This window comes from uncultured Microbacterium sp., from assembly GCF_963524805.1.
Taxonomy (GTDB): Bacteria; Actinomycetota; Actinomycetes; order Actinomycetales; family Microbacteriaceae; genus Microbacterium.
On record NZ_CAURGG010000002.1, the window covers coordinates 238,206 to 256,574 of the forward strand.

The 18,369-nt window shown below is 69.5% G+C and carries 19 protein-coding genes and 1 tRNA gene; 14 read left to right on the forward strand and 6 right to left on the reverse strand.

The window, feature by feature from the left end; translation table 11 throughout:
• Window positions 1-91: 91 nt before the first annotated feature.
• The 5 genes from rpmB to RWQ91_RS05505 all read left to right on the forward strand — a co-directional run bounded on the left by rpmB (window position 92) and on the right by RWQ91_RS05505 (window position 3,395).
• Window positions 92-328 (forward strand): 50S ribosomal protein L28, encoded by a 237-nt coding sequence (rpmB, locus tag RWQ91_RS05485; RefSeq protein ID WP_314503322.1) that lies wholly within the window; start codon window positions 92-94, stop codon window positions 326-328.
• Window positions 328-498 (forward strand): 50S ribosomal protein L33, encoded by a 171-nt coding sequence (rpmG, locus tag RWQ91_RS05490; protein WP_005051772.1) that lies wholly within the window; start codon window positions 328-330, stop codon window positions 496-498. The genes rpmB and rpmG overlap by 1 nt, the downstream gene beginning before the upstream one ends.
• Before the next feature lie 3 nt (window positions 499-501).
• Window positions 502-807: a 30S ribosomal protein S14 gene (gene rpsN / locus RWQ91_RS05495; protein ID WP_314503345.1), complete on the forward strand. Its 306-nt coding sequence runs from the start codon at window positions 502-504 to the stop codon at window positions 805-807.
• Between the two features lie 261 nt (window positions 808-1,068).
• Window positions 1,069-1,356: an HU family DNA-binding protein gene (locus RWQ91_RS05500; protein WP_055961628.1), complete on the forward strand. Its 288-nt coding sequence runs from the start codon at window positions 1,069-1,071 to the stop codon at window positions 1,354-1,356.
• 68 nt (window positions 1,357-1,424) lie between these two features.
• Window positions 1,425-3,395, forward strand: coding sequence for a cytochrome c oxidase assembly protein (locus RWQ91_RS05505; RefSeq protein ID WP_314503350.1), 1,971 nt, complete (start codon window positions 1,425-1,427; stop codon window positions 3,393-3,395).
• A gap of 16 nt (window positions 3,396-3,411) precedes the next feature.
• On the opposite strand, the gene RWQ91_RS05510 is transcribed toward RWQ91_RS05505, so the two are convergent.
• Window positions 3,412-4,527 carry a hypothetical protein gene (locus RWQ91_RS05510; protein WP_314503352.1) on the reverse strand — a complete coding sequence of 372 codons (1,116 nt, stop codon included), beginning with the start codon at window positions 4,525-4,527 and terminating at the stop codon, window positions 3,412-3,414.
• A 110-nt stretch (window positions 4,528-4,637) separates the two neighbouring features.
• Between RWQ91_RS05510 and RWQ91_RS05515 the strand changes: the two genes are divergently transcribed.
• The 3 genes from RWQ91_RS05515 (at window position 4,638) to RWQ91_RS05525 (ending at window position 8,300) form a co-directional block, all read left to right on the forward strand.
• Window positions 4,638-5,996: an AAA family ATPase gene (locus RWQ91_RS05515; RefSeq protein ID WP_314503355.1), complete on the forward strand. Its 1,359-nt coding sequence runs from the start codon at window positions 4,638-4,640 to the stop codon at window positions 5,994-5,996.
• Between the two features lie 83 nt (window positions 5,997-6,079).
• Window positions 6,080-7,363: a serine hydrolase domain-containing protein gene (locus RWQ91_RS05520; RefSeq protein WP_314503358.1), complete on the forward strand. Its 1,284-nt coding sequence runs from the start codon at window positions 6,080-6,082 to the stop codon at window positions 7,361-7,363.
• 64 nt (window positions 7,364-7,427) lie between these two features.
• Window positions 7,428-8,300: an EamA family transporter gene (locus RWQ91_RS05525; RefSeq protein WP_314503362.1), complete on the forward strand. Its 873-nt coding sequence runs from the start codon at window positions 7,428-7,430 to the stop codon at window positions 8,298-8,300.
• A 9-nt stretch (window positions 8,301-8,309) separates the two neighbouring features.
• On the opposite strand, the gene RWQ91_RS05530 is transcribed toward RWQ91_RS05525, so the two are convergent.
• Window positions 8,310-9,959 (reverse strand): FAD-dependent oxidoreductase, encoded by a 1,650-nt coding sequence (locus tag RWQ91_RS05530; RefSeq protein ID WP_314503365.1) that lies wholly within the window; start codon window positions 9,957-9,959, stop codon window positions 8,310-8,312.
• Window positions 9,960-10,132: 173 nt separating this feature from the next.
• On the opposite strand from RWQ91_RS05530, the gene RWQ91_RS05535 reads away from it, so the two are divergent.
• On the forward strand, window positions 10,133-10,969 hold the full coding sequence (locus RWQ91_RS05535) for a class II glutamine amidotransferase (RefSeq protein ID WP_314503367.1): 837 nt from the start codon (window positions 10,133-10,135) through the stop codon (window positions 10,967-10,969).
• A 13-nt stretch (window positions 10,970-10,982) separates the two neighbouring features.
• On the opposite strand, the gene RWQ91_RS05540 is transcribed toward RWQ91_RS05535, so the two are convergent.
• Together RWQ91_RS05540 and RWQ91_RS05545 are read right to left on the reverse strand one after the other, a co-directional pair.
• Entirely contained in the window at window positions 10,983-11,546 is a 564-nt protein-coding gene (locus tag RWQ91_RS05540; protein WP_314503369.1) for a peptidase M23, read from the reverse strand.
• Between the two features lie 449 nt (window positions 11,547-11,995).
• A tRNA-Gly gene (locus RWQ91_RS05545) sits at window positions 11,996-12,069 on the reverse strand.
• 77 nt (window positions 12,070-12,146) lie between these two features.
• Between RWQ91_RS05545 and RWQ91_RS05550 the strand changes: the two genes are divergently transcribed.
• From RWQ91_RS05550 to RWQ91_RS05560, 3 genes are read left to right on the forward strand one after another with little or no spacing between them, the layout of a single operon-like run.
• A complete protein-coding gene (locus tag RWQ91_RS05550; protein WP_314503370.1) occupies window positions 12,147-13,403 on the forward strand; it encodes a low temperature requirement protein A in 1,257 nt (418 codons plus the stop codon).
• Between the two features lie 9 nt (window positions 13,404-13,412).
• Window positions 13,413-14,018: a dCTP deaminase gene (gene dcd / locus RWQ91_RS05555; protein ID WP_314503373.1), complete on the forward strand. Its 606-nt coding sequence runs from the start codon at window positions 13,413-13,415 to the stop codon at window positions 14,016-14,018.
• Between the two features lies 1 nt (window position 14,019).
• Window positions 14,020-14,412, forward strand: a complete 393-nt coding sequence (locus RWQ91_RS05560) for a PPOX class F420-dependent oxidoreductase (protein ID WP_314503376.1) — start codon at window positions 14,020-14,022, stop codon at window positions 14,410-14,412.
• Here the strand turns inward: RWQ91_RS05560 and RWQ91_RS05565 are convergent.
• Both RWQ91_RS05565 and RWQ91_RS05570 read right to left on the reverse strand, forming a co-directional pair.
• On the reverse strand, window positions 14,409-15,167 hold the full coding sequence (locus RWQ91_RS05565; protein WP_314503379.1) for a cache domain-containing protein: 759 nt from the start codon (window positions 15,165-15,167) through the stop codon (window positions 14,409-14,411). The genes RWQ91_RS05560 and RWQ91_RS05565 overlap by 4 nt on opposite strands.
• On the reverse strand, window positions 15,164-15,940 hold the full coding sequence (locus RWQ91_RS05570) for a GntR family transcriptional regulator (protein ID WP_314503381.1): 777 nt from the start codon (window positions 15,938-15,940) through the stop codon (window positions 15,164-15,166). The genes RWQ91_RS05565 and RWQ91_RS05570 overlap by 4 nt, the downstream gene beginning before the upstream one ends.
• 123 nt (window positions 15,941-16,063) lie before the next feature.
• Here RWQ91_RS05570 and RWQ91_RS05575 point away from each other — a divergent pair, with 123 nt between their 5' ends.
• A complete protein-coding gene (locus tag RWQ91_RS05575; protein WP_314503384.1) occupies window positions 16,064-17,110 on the forward strand; it encodes an ABC transporter ATP-binding protein in 1,047 nt (348 codons plus the stop codon).
• Between the two features lie 55 nt (window positions 17,111-17,165).
• The gene (locus RWQ91_RS05580) at window positions 17,166-18,347 is read left to right on the forward strand and encodes an ABC transporter substrate-binding protein (protein ID WP_314503387.1); all 1,182 of its coding nucleotides are present in this window, start codon (window positions 17,166-17,168) and stop codon (window positions 18,345-18,347) included.
• The last annotated feature ends 22 nt before the right edge of the window (window positions 18,348-18,369 follow it).

The following is an 18,369-nucleotide window of genomic DNA, read 5'->3' on the forward strand; positions in this document are numbered from 1 at the left end:
CCAGGTCTGAAAAGGCCCGCTTCTTCCTGGGTGCAGACAAGGGATCTTGGGTGGAACCGTCCGGTTCCACGGTATTCAGGAGGAGTAAACCATGGCAGCAGTGTGCCAGGTGACCGGAGCAGTTCCCGGCTTCGGTCACAGCATTTCGCACTCGCACCGCCGGACGAAGCGCCGCTTCGACCCGAACGTGCAGAAGAAGACCTATTTCGTTCCGTCGCTGGGCCGCAACATCCGGCTCAACGTCTCGGCCAAGGGCATCAAGGTCATCGACGCCCGGGGCATCGAGGCCGTCGTCCGTGACATGCAGGCAAGGGGTGTCAAGCTCTAATGGCCAAGAAGGCTCAGGACGTCCGTCCGATCATCAAGCTGCGTTCGACCGCGGGCACGGGGTACACCTACGTGACGCGCAAGAACCGCCGCAACAACCCCGACCGCATCGTGCTGAAGAAGTACGACCCGGTCATCCGCAAGCACGTCGAATTCCGAGAGGAGCGCTGATTCATGGCGAAGAAGAGCAAGATCGCGCGCAACGAGCAGCGCAAAGTGGTCGTCGACCGCTGGGCGACCAAGCGCGCCGAACTGAAGAAGGCCCTCGTCGACCCGACGAGCACCGACGAGCAGCGCGAAGCCGCTCGCGTCGGTCTGCAGAAGCTTCCCAAGAACGCATCGCCCGTCCGCGTGCGTTCGCGCGACGTCATCGACGGCCGTCCCCGCGGAGTCCTCACGAAGTTCGGCATCTCGCGTGTCCGCTTCCGTGACATGGCGCACCGCGGCGAGCTGCCCGGCGTCACGAAGTCCAGCTGGTAAGCACCGCACCACCGCGAAGCCCGCAGATCCTCGGATCTGCGGGCTTTTCGCATCGCATCGGACTCTTGCGTCACATCAGTCACACCAGCCCCAGCAGCACCTGAGACACGCCGACGGATTACGTCAAGGGGGGCCCAAATCCGCGGAATTCCGCGGAACGTGGGTATATTCGGGGGCGGTCGATCCGACCAGCCGGGGGCGATGTGCCTTCCGGTCCGAGCAATGAAAGGCGACGAATGAGTCGCCTTGGAGGACAACCACATGGCTGACAAGTCCATCACCAAGACCGAACTCGTTGCGAGCATCGCGAGCGCCACCGGCCAGAGCCAGTCCGCCGTCTCGGGCGTTCTCGACTCCCTCTTCTCCACCGTGTCCGACGCGGTCGCCAAGGGCAGCAAGGTGTCCATCCCCGGTTGGATCTCGTTCGAGCGCGTCGAGACCTCGGCCCGTACCGGGCGCAACCCCCAGACCGGTGCCGAGATCAAGATCCCGGCCGGCCAGCGCGTCAAGGTCACCGCGGGCTCGAAGCTCAAGGCAGCCGTCAAGTAGCAGATCTTCAGAAGGGGGATGCCGCGACTGCGGCGTCCCCCTTCTGCATGCCCGCCTAGGCTTGAGCGGTGAACTCCCGCGCGCTGCGGGCCGCCGGCCCGGTGATCCTGGTGGCCGTCGCGCTCGCGACGCTCATCTGGGGACTCATCGTCGGAGGGGGAGCGGCACCGTTCGCCATCGGCGACCCGGGCCCCGTCGTGCGCTGGGCCCTGCCGACGGCGACGCTCATGGTCAACCTCACGGCGGCCGGAATGGTGGGGGCGCTCGTCGCGGCGCTGTTCACGCTCACGGCCGGCGAGCGCGAGTTCGACGCCGCGCTGGACATGGCCTCGATCTGCGCGGCGCTGTTCACCGTCGCCGCCGCGGCGACCGGCTTCTTCACGTTCGTCAACACCTTCAACGCCGCCGTCGGTCTGGGGCCGGAGTTCGGGTCCCAGCTCGGCCGCTACCTCGTCGAGACCGAGGGCGGCCGCACGTGGCTGCTCACCGCGATCGCGGGAGCGACGATCACGATCCTCGCGTTCGCGGTGCGCTCGTGGACGGCGACCCTGTTCGTCGCGATCCTCGCGATCGCCGCTCTCGTGCCGATGGGGACCCAGGGTCACTCGGGCGAAGAGGCGAACCACGATGCGGCCGTCATGGCGCTCGTGCTGCACATCATCGCCGCCGCCGTGTGGCTGGGCGGTCTGCTGCTCATGGTGACGGTCCGACCGCTGCTCGAGCGCCGCGCCCTCGGCACCGCGCTGTCGCGGTACTCCAGCATCGCGCTCGCCGCGTTCGTGGTCGTCGCGATCTCGGGCACGGTGCGAGCGTCGATCGGCGTCGGCGCATGGGAGAACCTAGCCTCCCCGTACGGCGTGATCCTGCTGGTCAAAGTCGGCGCGCTCATCGCCCTGGGCGTTCTGGGCGCGTGGTACCGCCGACGCCTGATCGGGCGGATGACCGAGGATGCCGCATCCCGCCGCTTCTGGGGTCTGGTGGCGCTCGAGCTGGCCTTCATGGGAGTCGCGAGCGGTGCGGCTGCCGCGCTGGCCCGCACGGCCCCGCCCACGACCTCGAACCTGCCCGAAGTGCGCACGCCCGCGGAGTACCTGACCGGAGCCGCGCTGCCGCCCGAACTGACTCTCGAGCGCTGGTTCACCTCGTACAACCTCGACCTGCTCTGGGCGTTCGCCGCCGGGTTCGGAATCTTCCTGTACCTCGCCGGCGTCCTGCGGCTGCGTCGCCGGGGCGACGCCTGGCCGCTGTACCGCACCGTGCTGTGGGTCGCCGGACTCGTGCTGCTCTTCTGGGTGACGTGCGGGCCCGTCAACGCGTACCAGGACTTCCTGTTCAGCATCCACATGATGGGGCACATGCTCCTGACGATGGCGATTCCGCTCCTGCTGGTGGCCGGAGCGCCGGTGACGCTCGCGGCGCGCGCGATCCACAAGCGCACGGACGGCACCCGGGGCGGGCGGGAGTGGATCCTCTGGGCCGTGCACTCGCCGGTCTCGCGCGTGCTGACCAACCCGTTCGTCGCCGCGGGGCTTTTCGTCGGATCGCTCTGGGTGTTCTACTTCACCGACCTGTTCCGCTGGTCGCTGTACGACCACCTCGGGCACGAGTGGATGACGGCCCACTTCCTGATCACCGGCTACCTGTTCGTGCTCACCCTCATCGGCATCGATCCCGTTCCCTACCGCCTGCCGTACGCCGGGAGGCTGGTGCTGCTGATCGCCGTGATGGCGATCCACGCCTTCTTCGGCATCGCGATCATGAGCCAGTCCGGCCTCATGGTCGCGGAGTGGTTCGGTGCGATGGGCCGCACGTGGGGTCCCACCCCCCTCGAAGACCAGTACATCGGCGGCGGGGTGGCGTGGTCGATCGGCGAGCTTCCGACCCTGATCCTCGCCATCACCGTGGCGATCCAGTGGTCCCGTAGCGATGACCGCGCCCAGAAGCGGGCCGACCGCCACGCAGACCGTACGGGTGACGCCGAACTCGAGGCGTACAACGCCCAGCTGGCGGAGCTCGCAGCCCGCGACGCCCGCGGTTGACCCCGAGCGGCCGGGGTTAGCGCTGGTCCGAGCCGCTGACCGTGATCGAGGCGGAGCCGTCGGGCAGCACCGCGATCGAGCCGCTCATGATGAAGGGCACATCCTCGGAGACCTGGCGGACCGAACCGTCGAAGAGGGAGCGGATCTCGACCTCGATGTGCGCGACCGCTTCGGTCGCGGGGATGCCCCAGCCCGCGCCGTCGGGGACCACGGAGATCTTGGGCTGCGAGACGATCGCCCACGTCGGCGGGGAGACGATGCGATCCTGAACGACGAAGCCGAACGGACAGGCCGTCGGCTGCAGCACCTCCTGCGTCGCGCACGAGGTGAGGAACTGCTCGACCCGCTCCTGCACGACCTTCACGAACGCCGGCGTCGCGAACGCCTGCAGGTCGACCGGGACGTTCGCCAAGGGGCTGTCGGAGAGCACGGCGACACCGCGCGTCGCCGAGACCTTGGTGTCGACCGAGACGGAGTAGATGCCCGGTGAGAACACCAGCAGGGCCACCGGCGCGAGGGGATCGGCATCCACGCCATCGGGGGAGACCTGCCGCTTGTCGAGCTCGAAGCCGTTGACCTCGAAGATCATGGATCCCTTGACCGAGACATCCATCAGGGCGAGCGGACTGCGCACGAACCGCCACGTCGGGGCGACGCCGAGCCATCCGTCGCGCTGCACTTCGAAGGTCGTCGAGCCGGGGAAGGCGCCCGCGTGATACGTCGCCGTGATCCGGATGGTCCCGTCTTCGGCGATCTGCTCGGGACCCACCTCGATGTCGGTCAGCGTCGCCAATGCTGCCCGCCGCAGCAGGGCGTCGGAGGCGGAGGCGGGCAGTCCCGCCGCTTCGAGTTCCGCCGAGTCCACGGCGACGCCCGAGACGGCCAGTGCATCGGCGGCGCGGCCCTGTGCGAGCAGCCCGAGATAGCGCTCGACGAACGCGGCCGGACTGTAGAACTCCCGGTAGAGCGCCGCCGCGCCGGTGCCGATCGCGGCGAGCAGCAGCACGCCGATCACGGCGAGCAGGGTCATCTCCCGTGCCAGCCGAGGACGACGCGGGGATGCCGGAGGCTCGGGCTCCTGCCCGGCGGCGGCGCGGTCGGCCGTCGCTGCGTCCTTCGTCCCCGCATCCACGCTCTCAGTCTAGGAAGTCGGAACTGGGAGATCCCGGATGCCGTCATCGGACGCCACGCGCGTGTGGAGAGCCGCCGACCGCCACGGCCCGCGCTGGTTACCATGAACCGGTGAACACACCTCCGCTCTCCGCCGAGCAGGAGGCGCTGTTCCGACTGATCGAGGACACCCGCGAGCACGTCTTCGTCACGGGTCGGGCAGGAACGGGCAAGTCCACGCTCCTGCAGCACCTGGCGTGGAACACCGCGAAGCAGATCGCGGTGTGCGCGCCGACGGGCGTGGCGGCGCTGAACGTCGAGGGGCAGACGATCCACTCGCTGTTCCGGCTGCCGATCGGGCTCATCGCCGGCAGCCAGATCGACCAGACCGACGCGACCCGCAAGATCCTGAACGCGATCGACACGCTCGTGATCGACGAGATCTCGATGGTCAACGCCGACCTGATGGACGCGATCGACCGGTCGCTGCGCCAGGCGCGGGGGCGGCGGGCCGAGCCGTTCGGCGGCGTGCAGATCGTGATGTTCGGCGACCCGTACCAGCTGGCCCCGGTTCCCCCGCGCGGTGACGAAGCCCGCTACATCGGCGATCACTACCGCTCGTTCTGGTTCTTCGACGCGAAGGTCTGGGTCGGCAGCGTCGACGGTGACGGGATCATGGACATCGGCGCGTACGGCGCGGACCTGCACATCCGCGAGCTCATCGACATCCACCGCCAGGCCGATCCCGCATTCAAGGCGATGCTCAACGCCGTCCGGTACGGTCGCGTCACCGCCGACATCGCGCAGATCCTCAACGACACGGGGGCGCGGACGCCCCCCGATCCGGCGGACGGCGAGCACCCGATCATCACGCTGGCGACCCGCAACGACATCGTCAACAGCATCAACCGCCGCCACCTGACCGAGCTCGTCGGCCGTGAGCAGACCGCATCCGCGGAGATCAGCGGCGACTTCGGCCGCGGCGAGGCGTCCTACCCGGCCGATGTCGACCTCAAGCTCAAGGTCGGCGCCCAGGTCATGTTCCTGCGCAACGACACCGGCTCGTTCGGCGAGCCGCCGCGCTGGGTGAACGGCACCATCGGCACGGTCGTGCGCATCGCCGGCGGGACCGTGCGGGTCGAGGTCGATGGCGAGCAGTTCGATGTGGAGCCGGCCGTGTGGGAGAGGTTCCGCTACGCGTACGATCCCGGTTCCAAGTCACTCACGCGCGAGATCGTCGCGGAGTTCACGCAGTTCCCGCTGCGGCTGGCGTGGGCCGTCACGATCCACAAGAGTCAGGGGAAGACGTACGACCGGGCCATCGTCGATCTGGGTTCCGGTGCCTTCGCCCCGGGTCAGACGTATGTCGCCCTGTCGCGTCTCACCTCGCTCGACGGCCTGTACCTCTCCCGGCCGCTCCGCCCCAGCGACATCCGGGTGGATCCGGACGTGCAGCGATTCATGGCCGCGGTTCGAGCCGCGGCATCCTGAGTCATCCCTTACACCACCCGAGCCCATGCCGGGACCACGGCATGCGTGTGTTTGAATTCAATGCAGGCATCGGGGGGTGAAGAATGCGGGCTGGACCAACACGACGGCGTGTCGCGCTCGCGCTCGCCTCGATCACCGCGTTCTCGCTGGCACTGGCCGGATGCGCGGCCGATGAGACGGTGAAGATCGACGTCCCCACGCAGGTGGATGCCGCCTTCCCGGAGGCGACGGCGACGCAACTGCAGGATGCCGTCACCCACGCCATGACGGCGGCCGGAGCATCGGGGGCCATCGTCGGGGTCTGGGCTCCCTGGAGCGGAACGCTCGTCACGGGCATGGGTGTCGAGTCGCCCGGCGGCGACGAGCCGGTGACCGATGACATGGAGTTCCGCGTCGCGCAGGTCAGCCGCGCGATGACGTGCGACCTGCTCTACAAGGTCGCCGACGAGGGCATGGTCCGCGTGAACGACCCGGTGACCACGTGGGTCTCGGGCTTCCCGGACCTCGCCGACGTCACGCTCGCCGAGCTGTGCGACAGCACCTCGGGCATCGGCTCGTACAGCACGCAGCTCTCGGGTCTGTTCCTGTCCAATCCCACGCGCGTCTGGAACCCCCGCGAGCTCGCCAGCTACGGCCTCGGCCAGCCACGGCAGGGCGAGCCGGGCGCGGCTTATCGCGATTCCGATGCCGGGTACGTGCTGCTGGGGGTCGCCCTGGAGCGTGCCACCGGCCGCAGTGCCGCCGAGCTGCTGCAGGACTACGTCGTCGATCCGCTCGACCTGACCGCGACGTCGCTGCCGACCGATGCCGCGGCGGAGCCGTCGACGACCGAGCCCGTGCTCACGGGACACCATTCGCTGCGCGATGCCGCCGGAGCGATGAACTGCGCCGAGCCGCTGGATCTGACCTCGCTGTCGGCCAGCAGCGGGTACACGGATTCGGGGGTGGTGTCGAACATCCGCGACCTCGGGCGGTACACGCAGGCCCTCGCGGCCGGTGCCCTGGACCCGAAGGGATCCGACCGGTTCAAGAACCCGGTGCAGATGCCGAACGCGCCCTCGTGGTACCTCGTGGGCGGCGGCACGGTGCGTCCCGGGTCGCTCATCGGCCAGTTCGGTGCGGTGCCCGGGTATGCGACCGCGGCGTTCTCCGATCGCGCATCCGGCCTGACGGTCGCGGTCGTGCTCAACAACTCCGGGGGCGGCCCGTACTTCGCCGAGCAGCTCGCGCTCGAACTGGCTGCCATCGCCTCCAAGGCCCCCGCCGGTGCGGGCGAGACCACTCCCGAGGCGGGCCTGCCCTGGACCGCGCAGCAGTACCACGACCTCATCACCGCTTCCACGATCTGCGCCGCCCCGCCCGCGTGATGCGGCGGCCGTGAGGGTGTCCGCCGTGACCGCGCGCCACCTGGCCACGCGAAGCTGACCCGACGTGGCACCCACGCGGGCGGGCACCACGCCCGCGATCCTGCTCGTCGTCGTCGGGCTCGCCTGCCAGGAGGTCGGCGCGGCACTCGCGGTTCTGCTGTTCCCGCAGGTCGGGCCGCTCGGCATGGTGATGCTGCGGCTCCTCTTCTCGGCGGTGCTGCTGATGCTGATCGCCCGCCCGGTGCTGCGCGGTCACTCGCGGGACGCGTGGGGCGCTGTCGCCGGTTTCGGTCTGGTGCTGGCGACCATGAACGGCCTGTTCTACCTGGCGCTCGAACGCCTGCCGCTCGGCGTGACCGTCACGATCGAGGTCCTCGGTCCTCTCGTGCTCTCGATCGTCGCGAGCAGACGCGTTTCCGCGTGGCTCTGGGCCCTGCTCGCGCTGGCCGGAGTGGTGGCTCTCGCGGGCGGCGGCTGGGACAGTCTGGACCCGATCGGCGTGCTGTTCGCACTGGGTGCCGCCGCGAGCTGGGCGTTCTACATCCTCGCCTCCGCCCGGGTCGGTCGCGAGTTCCCCGGACTCGACGGGCTCGCGCTGGCGATGACCGTCGGTGCGCTCATCGCGCTGCCCTTCGGCATCCTCTCGGCCGGATCCGCACTGCTCAGGCCGGAACTGCTCGCCCTCGGCGCGGCGGTCGCGGTGCTGTCCTCGACGATCCCCTACGCGCTCGAGCTGGTCGCGCTGCGCAGGCTGCCCGCCGCCGCCTTCGCGATCCTGATGAGCCTCTCGCCGGCCACCGCCGCCCTGGCCGGATGGCTCCTGCTCGGACAGGACCTCGTCTGGCTCGAGGTGGTGGGGATCGCCCTGGTGATCACCGCCAGCATCGGGGCCGTACGGGCATCGAACAAGGCGGCCCGGTCGGCGCCGCTCGCCTGAAGCTCTTTCTCAGGCCGCCGGGCCCGCGGGCAGCGCCAGATACTGGTGCACGAAGGCGATCGCCATGCCGCCCTCGCCCACGCCGGCGGCCACGCGCTTGACCGAGCCGGAGCGCACGTCGCCGGCGGCGAAGATGCCGGGAGCGGTGGTCTCGAGCGCGAACGGCTCGCGGGGGCGGTTCCATGCTCCGCTGGCCGCCGCCTGCGGGCCGGTCAGCACGAAACCGTTCGCGTCGCGCGCCACGTCGTCCGGAAGCCAGGAGGTCTCGGCATCCGCCCCGATCATCACGAACAGGACTTCGGACTGACGAGTGGTCACCGCCCCGGTGCGCCGGTCGACCACGTCGATGGCTTCGAGCTTCTCGGCGCCGTGCAGTGCCACCACCTCCGAGCGGGTCTCGATCGTCACGTTCGGGTTCGTCGCGAGCTGGTCGATGAGGTACTGCGACATGCTCGCGGCCAGCGACTCACCGCGCACGATGAGGGTCACCGACCTCGAGCGGCGCGAGAAGAAGATCGCAGCCTGCCCGGCGGAGTTGCCCGCACCGATGATGAAGACGTCCTTGCCATGGGCGATCCCCGAATCGCTTCGCGCCGCACCGTAGTAGACGCCGCTGCCGATGAAACGGGCGATGTCGGGGATCGCGACGTGCCGCCACTCCACCCCCGAGGTGAGCAGCACGACCTTCGTCTGCAGCACCGTGCCGCCGTCCAGAGTGACGGTGCGCGCCTGCGGATCGACGCCTTCGATCGCACGGGTGACGATGATCTCCGCGCCCAGCCGGGTGGCCTGGCGCATCGCCTTGGCCGCGAGTTCATCGCCGGAGACGCCGAACGGGAATCCGGTGTAGTTCTCGATGCGCGTGGAGGTGCCGGCCTGACCGCCGGGGGCGAACCGCTCCACGACAAGCGTGCGAAGCCCTTCGGCGGCGCCGTTGACGGCGGCGGTCAGACCCGTCGGGCCGCCGCCGATGATGATGACGTCGTAGTCGTCGCGCTTCGGCGTGACCTGCAGGCGGGCTGCGTACGCGATCTCGCGCACCGTCGGCTGGACGAGGACCGTGCCGTCGGCGAGGACGACCACCGGCAGCGCGTCGTGGTGCTCCCGGTGTGCGGCATGCGCGGCATCCGTCGTGTCGATCGTGTCGAAGGCGACCCGATTGCGATTCAGGAACGTGGTGAGCTGGTGAACGGCCGGATCCACCGAGGGTCCGACGACGGTCATATCGGGTTTCGACGTCTCGGCGGCGAGTTCCTTCAGACTCTCGATCCGCCGCTGCGCCGAGGCCCCGACCATCGTCGCGACCTGAGGCGCCATCGCCGCCAGTGCGAAGAAGCCCGCGACCTCCATCTTCACCACGCGCGATGCCTCGATCGCGCCGAAACTTGCGGGGAGGTTCGTGCTGAGCATCACCGGCACTTCGCCGTACATCTCGCCGGGGCGGCGCTTGCCGACGCGCCGCTCGATCCCGTTGACGTCCTTGCGCAGCTCCATCACCCCGTCCACGACGAGGAACAGTGCGCGCTCGTCGCCCTCGCGCGCCACGTACTCGCCCGGCATCAGTGAGATGTCCTCGACCGAGCGGGCCACGAATGCCAGCTGATCGTCGGTGAGGTCGGCGAGCAGCGGAATGGCGGTCAACTCGGCGGGGGTGATCACAGCGGGCTCCTGCAGCAAGGGTGTGAGGACGATGGTGGCAGTTCACGGGGCGCGGCGACAAGGCTCCTGTCGGCCGGAGTGGACGTTCGAGCCCCAGCGCGGCCGGGCGCGGGCCTAACCTTGCCTCGAAGCGCCGGCGCGTTCCGTGCCGTCGCGCGGAGAGGAGACGCATCATGTGCCGTTGGCTCGCCTACCGGGGGGAACCGCTGCAGCCCTCCGTCCTCATCCTCGACGCGCAGCACTCGCTCGTCGCGCAGTCCCTCAATTCGCCGCTGGGCGCCGAGACCGTCAACGGCGACGGGTTCGGGTTCGGCTGGTACCCCGCGGATGCCGCAGAGGGCGGCATCCCGGCCACGTTCCACAGCATCGAGCCGGCGTGGCACGACCAGAACCTGCGCGAGATCACGCAGGCGGTGCGCAGTCCGCTGTTCTTCGGTCACGTGCGGGCGGCGGGCGGCCCCCCGATCCAGCAGACGAACTGCCATCCGTTCCGGTACGAGCGGTGGCTGTTCATGCACAACGGGTTCCTCGGCGACTTCGCCGAGGTCAAGCGCGACCTCACCTTCGCGATCGACCCGGCGCTCTACCCCCATGTGCGAGGGACCACCGACTCGGAGGTGCTGTTCCATCTCGCCCTGACCTTCGGGCTGCGCGAAGACCCGATCTCGGCGATGACCGAAACCGTGAAGCTGGTCGAGTCCACGGGACGCGCGCACGACGTGAGGTTCCCGATGCAGGGGACGATCGCCGTGTCGGACGGCGCGACCCTGTGGGCGTTCCGCTATTCGACCCAGGGTCGATCGCGCACGCTGTTCCACTCGGTCGATGTCCCCACGATCCGAAAGCTGTACCCGGATGCCGCGCGCCTGGCTCTCTTCGGCGACGATGCGCAGGTGGTGGTCTCGGAGCCGCTGAACGACCTGCCGGGCACGTTCGTGGAGGTTCCCGAGTCGACCGTGGCCGTCCTGGACCCGGACGGCTACCGGCACGAGCCCTTCATGGTGACCTGAGGGGGAAGCCCGGTCAGTTGCAGGGCTGGACGGCCTCATCGGCGGCTGTCAGCTGCTCGACGACCCCGACGGCAGACGACCAGTACTCCTCGTAGTGGAGCGGGTCGTCGTTGACCTGAGTGCGGTGGGCGACGAGCGTGGGGGCGAGCGCGTCGCGCTCGGGCTGCGGCACGCGATCGGTCATCGCCCGGTAGAACAGCGTCGCGGAGGCGCCGGGATCAAGCCGCTCCTCGCGGCTTCCCCACTCGTCCTGCTGCTGGAACAGCCCGATCGAGGTCGTGGGCGAACCATCGGGGTTGCGCACGCCGTCGGTCTCCCAGTCGCCGTAGGGGAGGCTGCGCAGGTCCGACTCGCCCATGGCGGTCATCACGGCGATGGTCTGGTCGCGCGCCGAGAGGTCCAGGCCCGCCCCCGTGTCGATGATCGTCGCCGCGTTGCACAGCTGTTCGGCGTCGTACTGTTCTGCAGCGCCCGATGCGGCACCGGCCCTGAGCGCCCCGACCACGAGGACGGCCACCAGCGCCAGGACCGCGACGCCGATCGTCACGATCCACCCGAGGCCTGCCCGACGAGTCATGCGGCCATCGTGGCACCCGACTCTGGGAGGGCAATGGGGGCTGCCGCCCTGCGCGATGCCGAACTGCGTGATGCCGACCTGCGCGATGCCTAACTGCGTGATGCCACCCGGGCTATGCCGAATTCAGGCTGGGAGCGGCTGAGCCGGGCCGCCGATCCCGGCAATCCGCGGAACATGCTTGTGCGCCGCGGCGCTCAGCCTGAATTCGGCATCAAGGGATGCGCAGACGGCTCGGACGGCATCACCACGAATGCCCAGCCGCACCGACTTCGTCGGCATGGCTGGGCATTGGAGGGGATGACGGGAATCGTCCCTCCGCCCTCTCCGCTCGCCGACTGCGTCGGCGGGCGGAGCCTCGGGGCGGTGGGGCCCGCCCGCGAGCGTGATCGGTTCGGACGGCATCACGACGAATGCCCAGCCGCACCGACTTCGTCGGCACTGCTGGGCATTGGAGGGGATGACGGGAATCGAACCCGCGCTATCAGCTTGGGAAGCTGAAGTTCTGCCATTGAACTACATCCCCGGACACGCCTGCCCAGCATAACAAGATCCCCAGTCCCGACCGATCCCTCGGTCCGCCCTCGGCTCTACACTGGCCGGGTGAGCGGACCGCAGCCGGGCAGCACCGCGAACACCGGTGGGCGCCGCATCCCGATCCCCCTGCCCAGCACGGATCAGGGCGCGGCCCGCGTGACGACCTTCGAGCTGTTCTTCGACCTCGTCTACGTGTTCGCCTTCACGCAGGTGTCTCGTCTGATGGCGGAGGGCCACAGCGCGACCGGCATCCTGCAGGCCCTCATCGTGCTCTCGCTCATGTGGTGGACCTGGGTCGGCTACAGCTGGATCTCGAACCAGGCCTCGGCCGATCAGCCGTTCCTTCGCACCGTGATGACGTTCGCGATGATCGCGGTCTTCATCGCCGCGCTGACGATCCCCGAGGCGTACGAAGACCTCGACGGCGGGTGGAACGGGCCGCTCGTGTTCGCCGGCGCCTACGCGGCGGTGCGGGTGATCCACATCGGCCTGTACCTGGTCGTGGCCCGCGGCGACCCCGCGATGCGGCGCCAACTGGTGATCTTCATGGCGGCGATGGTGCCGGCGGTCAGCCTCATCTTCGTCGGCGCGGCCATCGGCGGCGACGCTCAGATGTGGATCTGGCTGATCGCCATGGCGTACGAACTCGTGGCCACTCGCGTGGGGTCCGTCATCGGCCAGGGCTGGCGACTGCCCTCGAGTGAACACTGGGCGGAGCGCCACGGTCTGATCGTCATCCTCGCGCTGGGCGAATCCATCGTCGCGATCGGCGTCGGCGTCGCCCGCGAGCCGATCGACCTGCAGATCATGCTCGGCTCGGCGGCATCCGTGGTCATCTCGGTGCTGCTGTGGTGGTCGTACTTCGCCCGCCTGGCCGCATACGGCGAGCACGCGCTCTCGCGGCGCGACGGCCAGGCGCGGGCGATCCTCGGCGCCGACGCCTACTCGTACGCCCACTTCGTGATCATCGCGGGCATCATCGTCGCAGCCCTCGGCATCGAAGACGCCATGAAGCACATCGACGACGTCGAGCCCTTCGGCTGGTTCGGCGCGATCGCGCTGGGCGCCGGCATCGCCATGTTCGCGTCGGGCACCCTGGTGTTCGCCCTGCTGGTGGGGCTCCGCCGCCCGATCATGCGCGCGGTCGAGGCCGTGCTGCTGATCGCGGCGATCCCGCTCCTGGCCGCCGTGCCGCCGCTCGCGGCCCTCGTGATCGCCGTGAGCCTCACCGGCATCGTGGCCATCATCGAGAGCAGACTCCACCATCGAGCGGATGCCGCACACGGCGGCCACGAGCCGGAATCGGCGGAGTCCGCCCCCTAGGCTGGTCGCGTGCTGCTCTCCGACCGCGACATCAAAGCCGAACTCGACGCACGCCGCATCGGCCTCGAGCCGTGGGACCCCGAGATGGTGCAGCCCTCGAGCGTCGACGTGCGACTGGACCGGTACTTCCGGCTGTTCGACAACCACAAGTACCCGTTCATCGACCCTGCGCTCGACCAGCCCGAGCTGACGCACCTGATCGAGACAGCTCCGGAGGAGCCGTTCATCCTGCATCCCGGCGAATTCGTGCTGGGCAGCACGTTCGAGCTCATCACTCTGCCCGATGACATCGCCGCTCGCCTGGAGGGCAAGTCCTCGCTCGGCCGCCTAGGGCTGCTCACCCACTCCACAGCAGGCTTCATCGATCCGGGCTTCTCGGGACACGTGACCCTCGAACTCTCCAACGTCGCGACGCTGCCCATCAAGCTGTGGCCCGGCATGAAGATCGGTCAGCTCTGCTTCTTCCGGCTGTCCTCGCCGACCGAGAACCCCTACGGCTCCGGCCCGTACGGCAACCGCTATCAGGGTCAGCGCGGACCCACGGCGTCGCGGTCGTTCCAGAACTTCCACCGCACCGACGTCGGGACCACGGATGCCGGGGCGGGCGGCCGCTGAGATGGCCGATGACCCGGCCGCGGCGATCACCGGCGCCAAGTACGTGCTGCTGACGACGTTCAAGCGGGACGGCTCGGCGGTGCCGACGCCGGTGTGGGCGGCGGAGGACGGCGGTGCGCTGCTGATCTGGACGCCGCGGGAGAGCGGCAAGGTCAAGCGCATCCGGCGCTCGGGCCGGGTGACGGTGGCGCCGTGCACCATGCGCGGGAAGCCCACCGGAGCTGCGGTCGAGGCGACCGCCGCACTGCTGGATGCCGCCGGAACGGCGCGGGTTCAGCAGGAGATCGGTCGCAAGTACGGCTGGCTCGGGCGCGTCCTGGTGAACCGCGCGGCACGGCGCGGGGGAGTGCATGCGTCCATCGGCATACGCGTCGACCTCCCCAGGACGGTCTAGGGACCGACCACCAGCGCGAGCGACGTGTCACCGCACGCGATGACCTCGGCTCCGCCGGGCAGCCGCCCGCTCATCGCGGAGGGCACCGGCCCACGCAGGGGGGCGAGGGCCGCGTCGAGGCCTTCCAGGCGCAGCATCGACCCGGGCTCGCGCCGGGGATCAGTGGCCGTGACCACGCGCCCGGACGCGTTCACGATCGCGATCGGCACGCCCGCCGCGCGTAGCAGCGGCAGCAGCTCGCGCTCGAGCCGGTCGACCAGGACGTCCATGCCGACCACGCCCAGCAGTGTGCCGCCGACCGAGACCGGCGTCGTGATCGTCACCGTGTAGTCGTCCGTGCACACGTAGTCCACGTACGGGCCGGTGAGGTGCCGCGTGCCGGTGCGCGCCGGAAAACGCCACCACTCCAGCGTCGTGTAGTCGCGGAACTGCTCATTGGACGGATCGTCGATCGTGGCCAGGCGACGGATGCCGGCATCCCCGCCGAGCCACCACGCCAGGTGCCAGTGCGCGTCCGAGAGCAGCCCCGGCGCGGCGACGAACCCGCTGCCGGTGATGAGGCCGTCCGCGGCGAGCGCGGAGACGGCGCCGGCCTCGACGACCGGGTCCAGGCTGGCTGCGGTCGGCCCCGCGTCGGCTTCGAGATGAGCCTGAAGGCCGTCACGCCAGTCGTCGATCGTCGCGAACAGGCCGTCGAAGGTCGTCGCGACCCGTTCGGCGACCTGATCTGCGGAAAGCGTCGTGGTGGTGGTCATGGCACTCCTTGCCCGGCGAGGTGGGCGGACGCCTCGAGCCGCACCTTCTCGTCGACGAGCCAGTCCAGGGCCGCCGTCGCCTGCGCGATGACGGCGGCGCGCGCCGTGACGGGATCCACGGCGCGGATGGCGTCGATGACCCGGGTGCGGGAGGCGGCGCTGAGGTCACGGTACTCCTGTTCGCGCAGGCACAGCCAGAGCAGCGGGCCGGCCTCGCTCTGCAGGCGCACTTCTTCGCGCACGAGCCGCGGCGACTGGCTGATGGCGGCGACCTCGAGCCAGAAGCGGCTGAGCGCGCGGCGCGCGCCGCCGGCGGTGGACAGGTCGGCGCCGTCGTGGATCGCGACCAGGGTCTCGAGGTCGTCGTTGCTCGCGCGGTCGGCCGCGACCTCGGCCGCCGTGCCGGAGATCGCCGAGACGTGCAGCGCCAGATCGCGCAGCTCGATGCGGGAGTGACCGCGGATGCGCGCCTCCAGCAGCCGAGCCGCGGCATCCCGGTCGTATGTCACGAAACTGCCGCCGTCCCGTCCGCGGCGGGTGCGCACGAGGCCGCGGTCGCGCATGCCCTCGAGCGCTTCGCGCGCGGTGACGAGCGCGACGCCGAGGCTGCGCGAGAGTTCGGACTCACTGGGGAGGCGCTCGCCGTCGCGCAGCACCCCGCTGACGATCGCATCGGTCAGGCGCTGCTCGACGAGCTCGGCCCGGCCGGTTCCGTCCAGGGGGGCGAAGACGACGGATCTGGCGGCGTCCTGATGGCCCGTCGCGTTCGGCATGAGTGCGGCGCTCCCTCGCGTCTCCCGTGGCCCGTCGATCCGTGACACGACCGTAACACGTAGACCCACTGTTAGACATATGGTTCCATATGATTTAGTAGCACCGACATCGAAGGGGACGTCATGACGGATGACGCGAAGGCCGGGCCACCGGCGATCCGGCTGACCGGGCTCACCAAGGAGTTCGGTGCGGTCACCGCCGTCGATCACGTCGATCTCGAGATCGCCCCCGGCGAATTCTTCTCGATGCTCGGCCCGTCGGGCTCGGGCAAGACCACGGTGCTGCGGCTGATCGCCGGATTCGAGCGGCCCTCGGGCGGCACCGTCGAGCTCTTCGGGCAGGATGTCACTGCCAAGGCGCCGTTCGACCGCGACGTGAACACCGTCTTCCAGGATTACGCGCTCTTCCCGCACATGAGCGTGCTCGACAACGTCGCGTACGGCCTGCGGGTGCGCGGCGTGGGTCGCAGGGAGCGCCGCGAGCGGGCAGCCCAGGCGCTCGCCGGAGTGCGGCTGGAGAACATGGCCGACCGCAAGCCCTCGCAGCTCTCCGGCGGGCAGCGCCAGCGCGTCGCGCTCGCGCGGGCCACCGTCGTGCAGCCGAAAGTGCTGCTGCTGGACGAGCCGCTGGGCGCCCTCGACCTCAAGCTGCGCGAGCAGATGCAGGTCGAGCTCAAGCAGATCCAGCGCGACCTGGGGATCACGTTCATCTTCGTCACGCATGACCAGGAGGAGGCGCTGACCCTCTCCGACCGGATCGCCGTGTTCAACGCCGGGCGCATCGAGCAGCTGGGAACCCCGCGCGAGCTCTACGAGCAGCCGGCATCCCGGTTCGTGGCCGACTTCGTCGGAACCTCCAACCTCTTCGACCCGGACCGATCGAGTTCGCTCATCGGCCGATCGGGCGAGCACACGATCAGACCGGAGAAGCTCACGCTCTCGGTCGAGCCGGGGTCGGGGGAAGGCGTGCGATCGGCACCGGGCACGGTGGTCGAGTCGATCTACGTCGGCAGCGCCATCCGGCACGTCGTCGATCTGGATGCCGGTGGGCGGGTGACCGTCCTGGAGCGCAACGACCGATCGCGCGCCGCCGACCAGGATCGCGGAGATCGCGTACACGTGAGCTGGCACGACGAGGACGTCGTCGCCCTCATACCCCCGGGAACCTGACCCGGGAAGACGCCGCGGGCGAACGCCCCGGCTCACAGCACCGAGAGGAAGAACAATGAGGCACATCACACGCCGAGCGCGTTCCGCCGCCGTGGCCGCCCTGGCCATCGGCGCGGTCGTCGCGCTCACCGCCTGCGGCACCAGCTCGGGCGGCACCTCCGGAGGCGGCGACGCCGCAGACGAACTGGGCGAGATGGAGGGATCGGTCTCGATCCTCGCCTGGCCCGGCTATGTCGAGGACGGCAGCAACGACCCGGCGGTCGACTGGGTCTCGGGCTTCGAGGAGGAGACGGGCTGCACGGTCGAATCCAAGACGTACGGCACCTCGGACGAGGCGGTCAGCCTCATGAAGACGGGCGACTACGACGTGGTCGCGGCATCCGGTGACGCCACCCTGCGGCTGATCGCCGGCGGCGACGTCGCGGCGGTGAACACCGACCTGATCCCGAGCTACGCCGGCGTCTACGACTTCCTCAAGGATCAGGCGTGGAACTCCGTCGACGGCGTCTCGTACGGCGTCCCGCACGGCTACGGCGCCAACCTGCTGCTGTACAACACGGAGGTCGTCACCCCCGCGCCCACCTCGTGGGACGTCGTCTTCGACAAGGCGAGCGACTACACCGGCAAGATCACGGCGTACGACTCGCCGATCTACATCGCCGATGCCGCGCTGTACCTCATGACCCACCAGCCCGACCTCGGCATCGAGAACCCGTACGCGCTGGACGAGGAGCAGTTCCAGGCCGCCGTCGACCTGCTCAAGGAGCAGCGACCGCACGTGAGCGAGTACTGGTCTGACTACCTGAAGGAGATCTCGGCCTTCGAGACCACCGACTCGGTCGCCGGCACGACGTGGCAGGTCATCCAGAACGTGCTCGAGGGCGAGGCTGCTCCGACCGCGGTCGTGCTGCCCGAAGAGGGTGCCACCGGATGGTCGGACACCTGGATGATCGCCTCGGCCGCCAAGAGCCCGAACTGCGCGTACGCGTGGCTCGACTGGATCGCCAGCCCCGAGACGAACGCGGCCGCGACGGCCTACTTCGGCGAGGCGCCCTCCAGCCAGGAGGCGTGCGACTACCGCGACGACTGCGAGGCGTACCACGCCGGTGACGAGGAGTATGCGTCGCAGATCTGGTACTGGACGACCCCGATCGCCGACTGCGTCGACGGCCGCACCGACGTCGAGTGCGTCGATTACTCGAAGTGGACCGAAGCCTGGTCCGAGATCAAGGGCTGACCCCGGTCAGCACCCTTCCCGA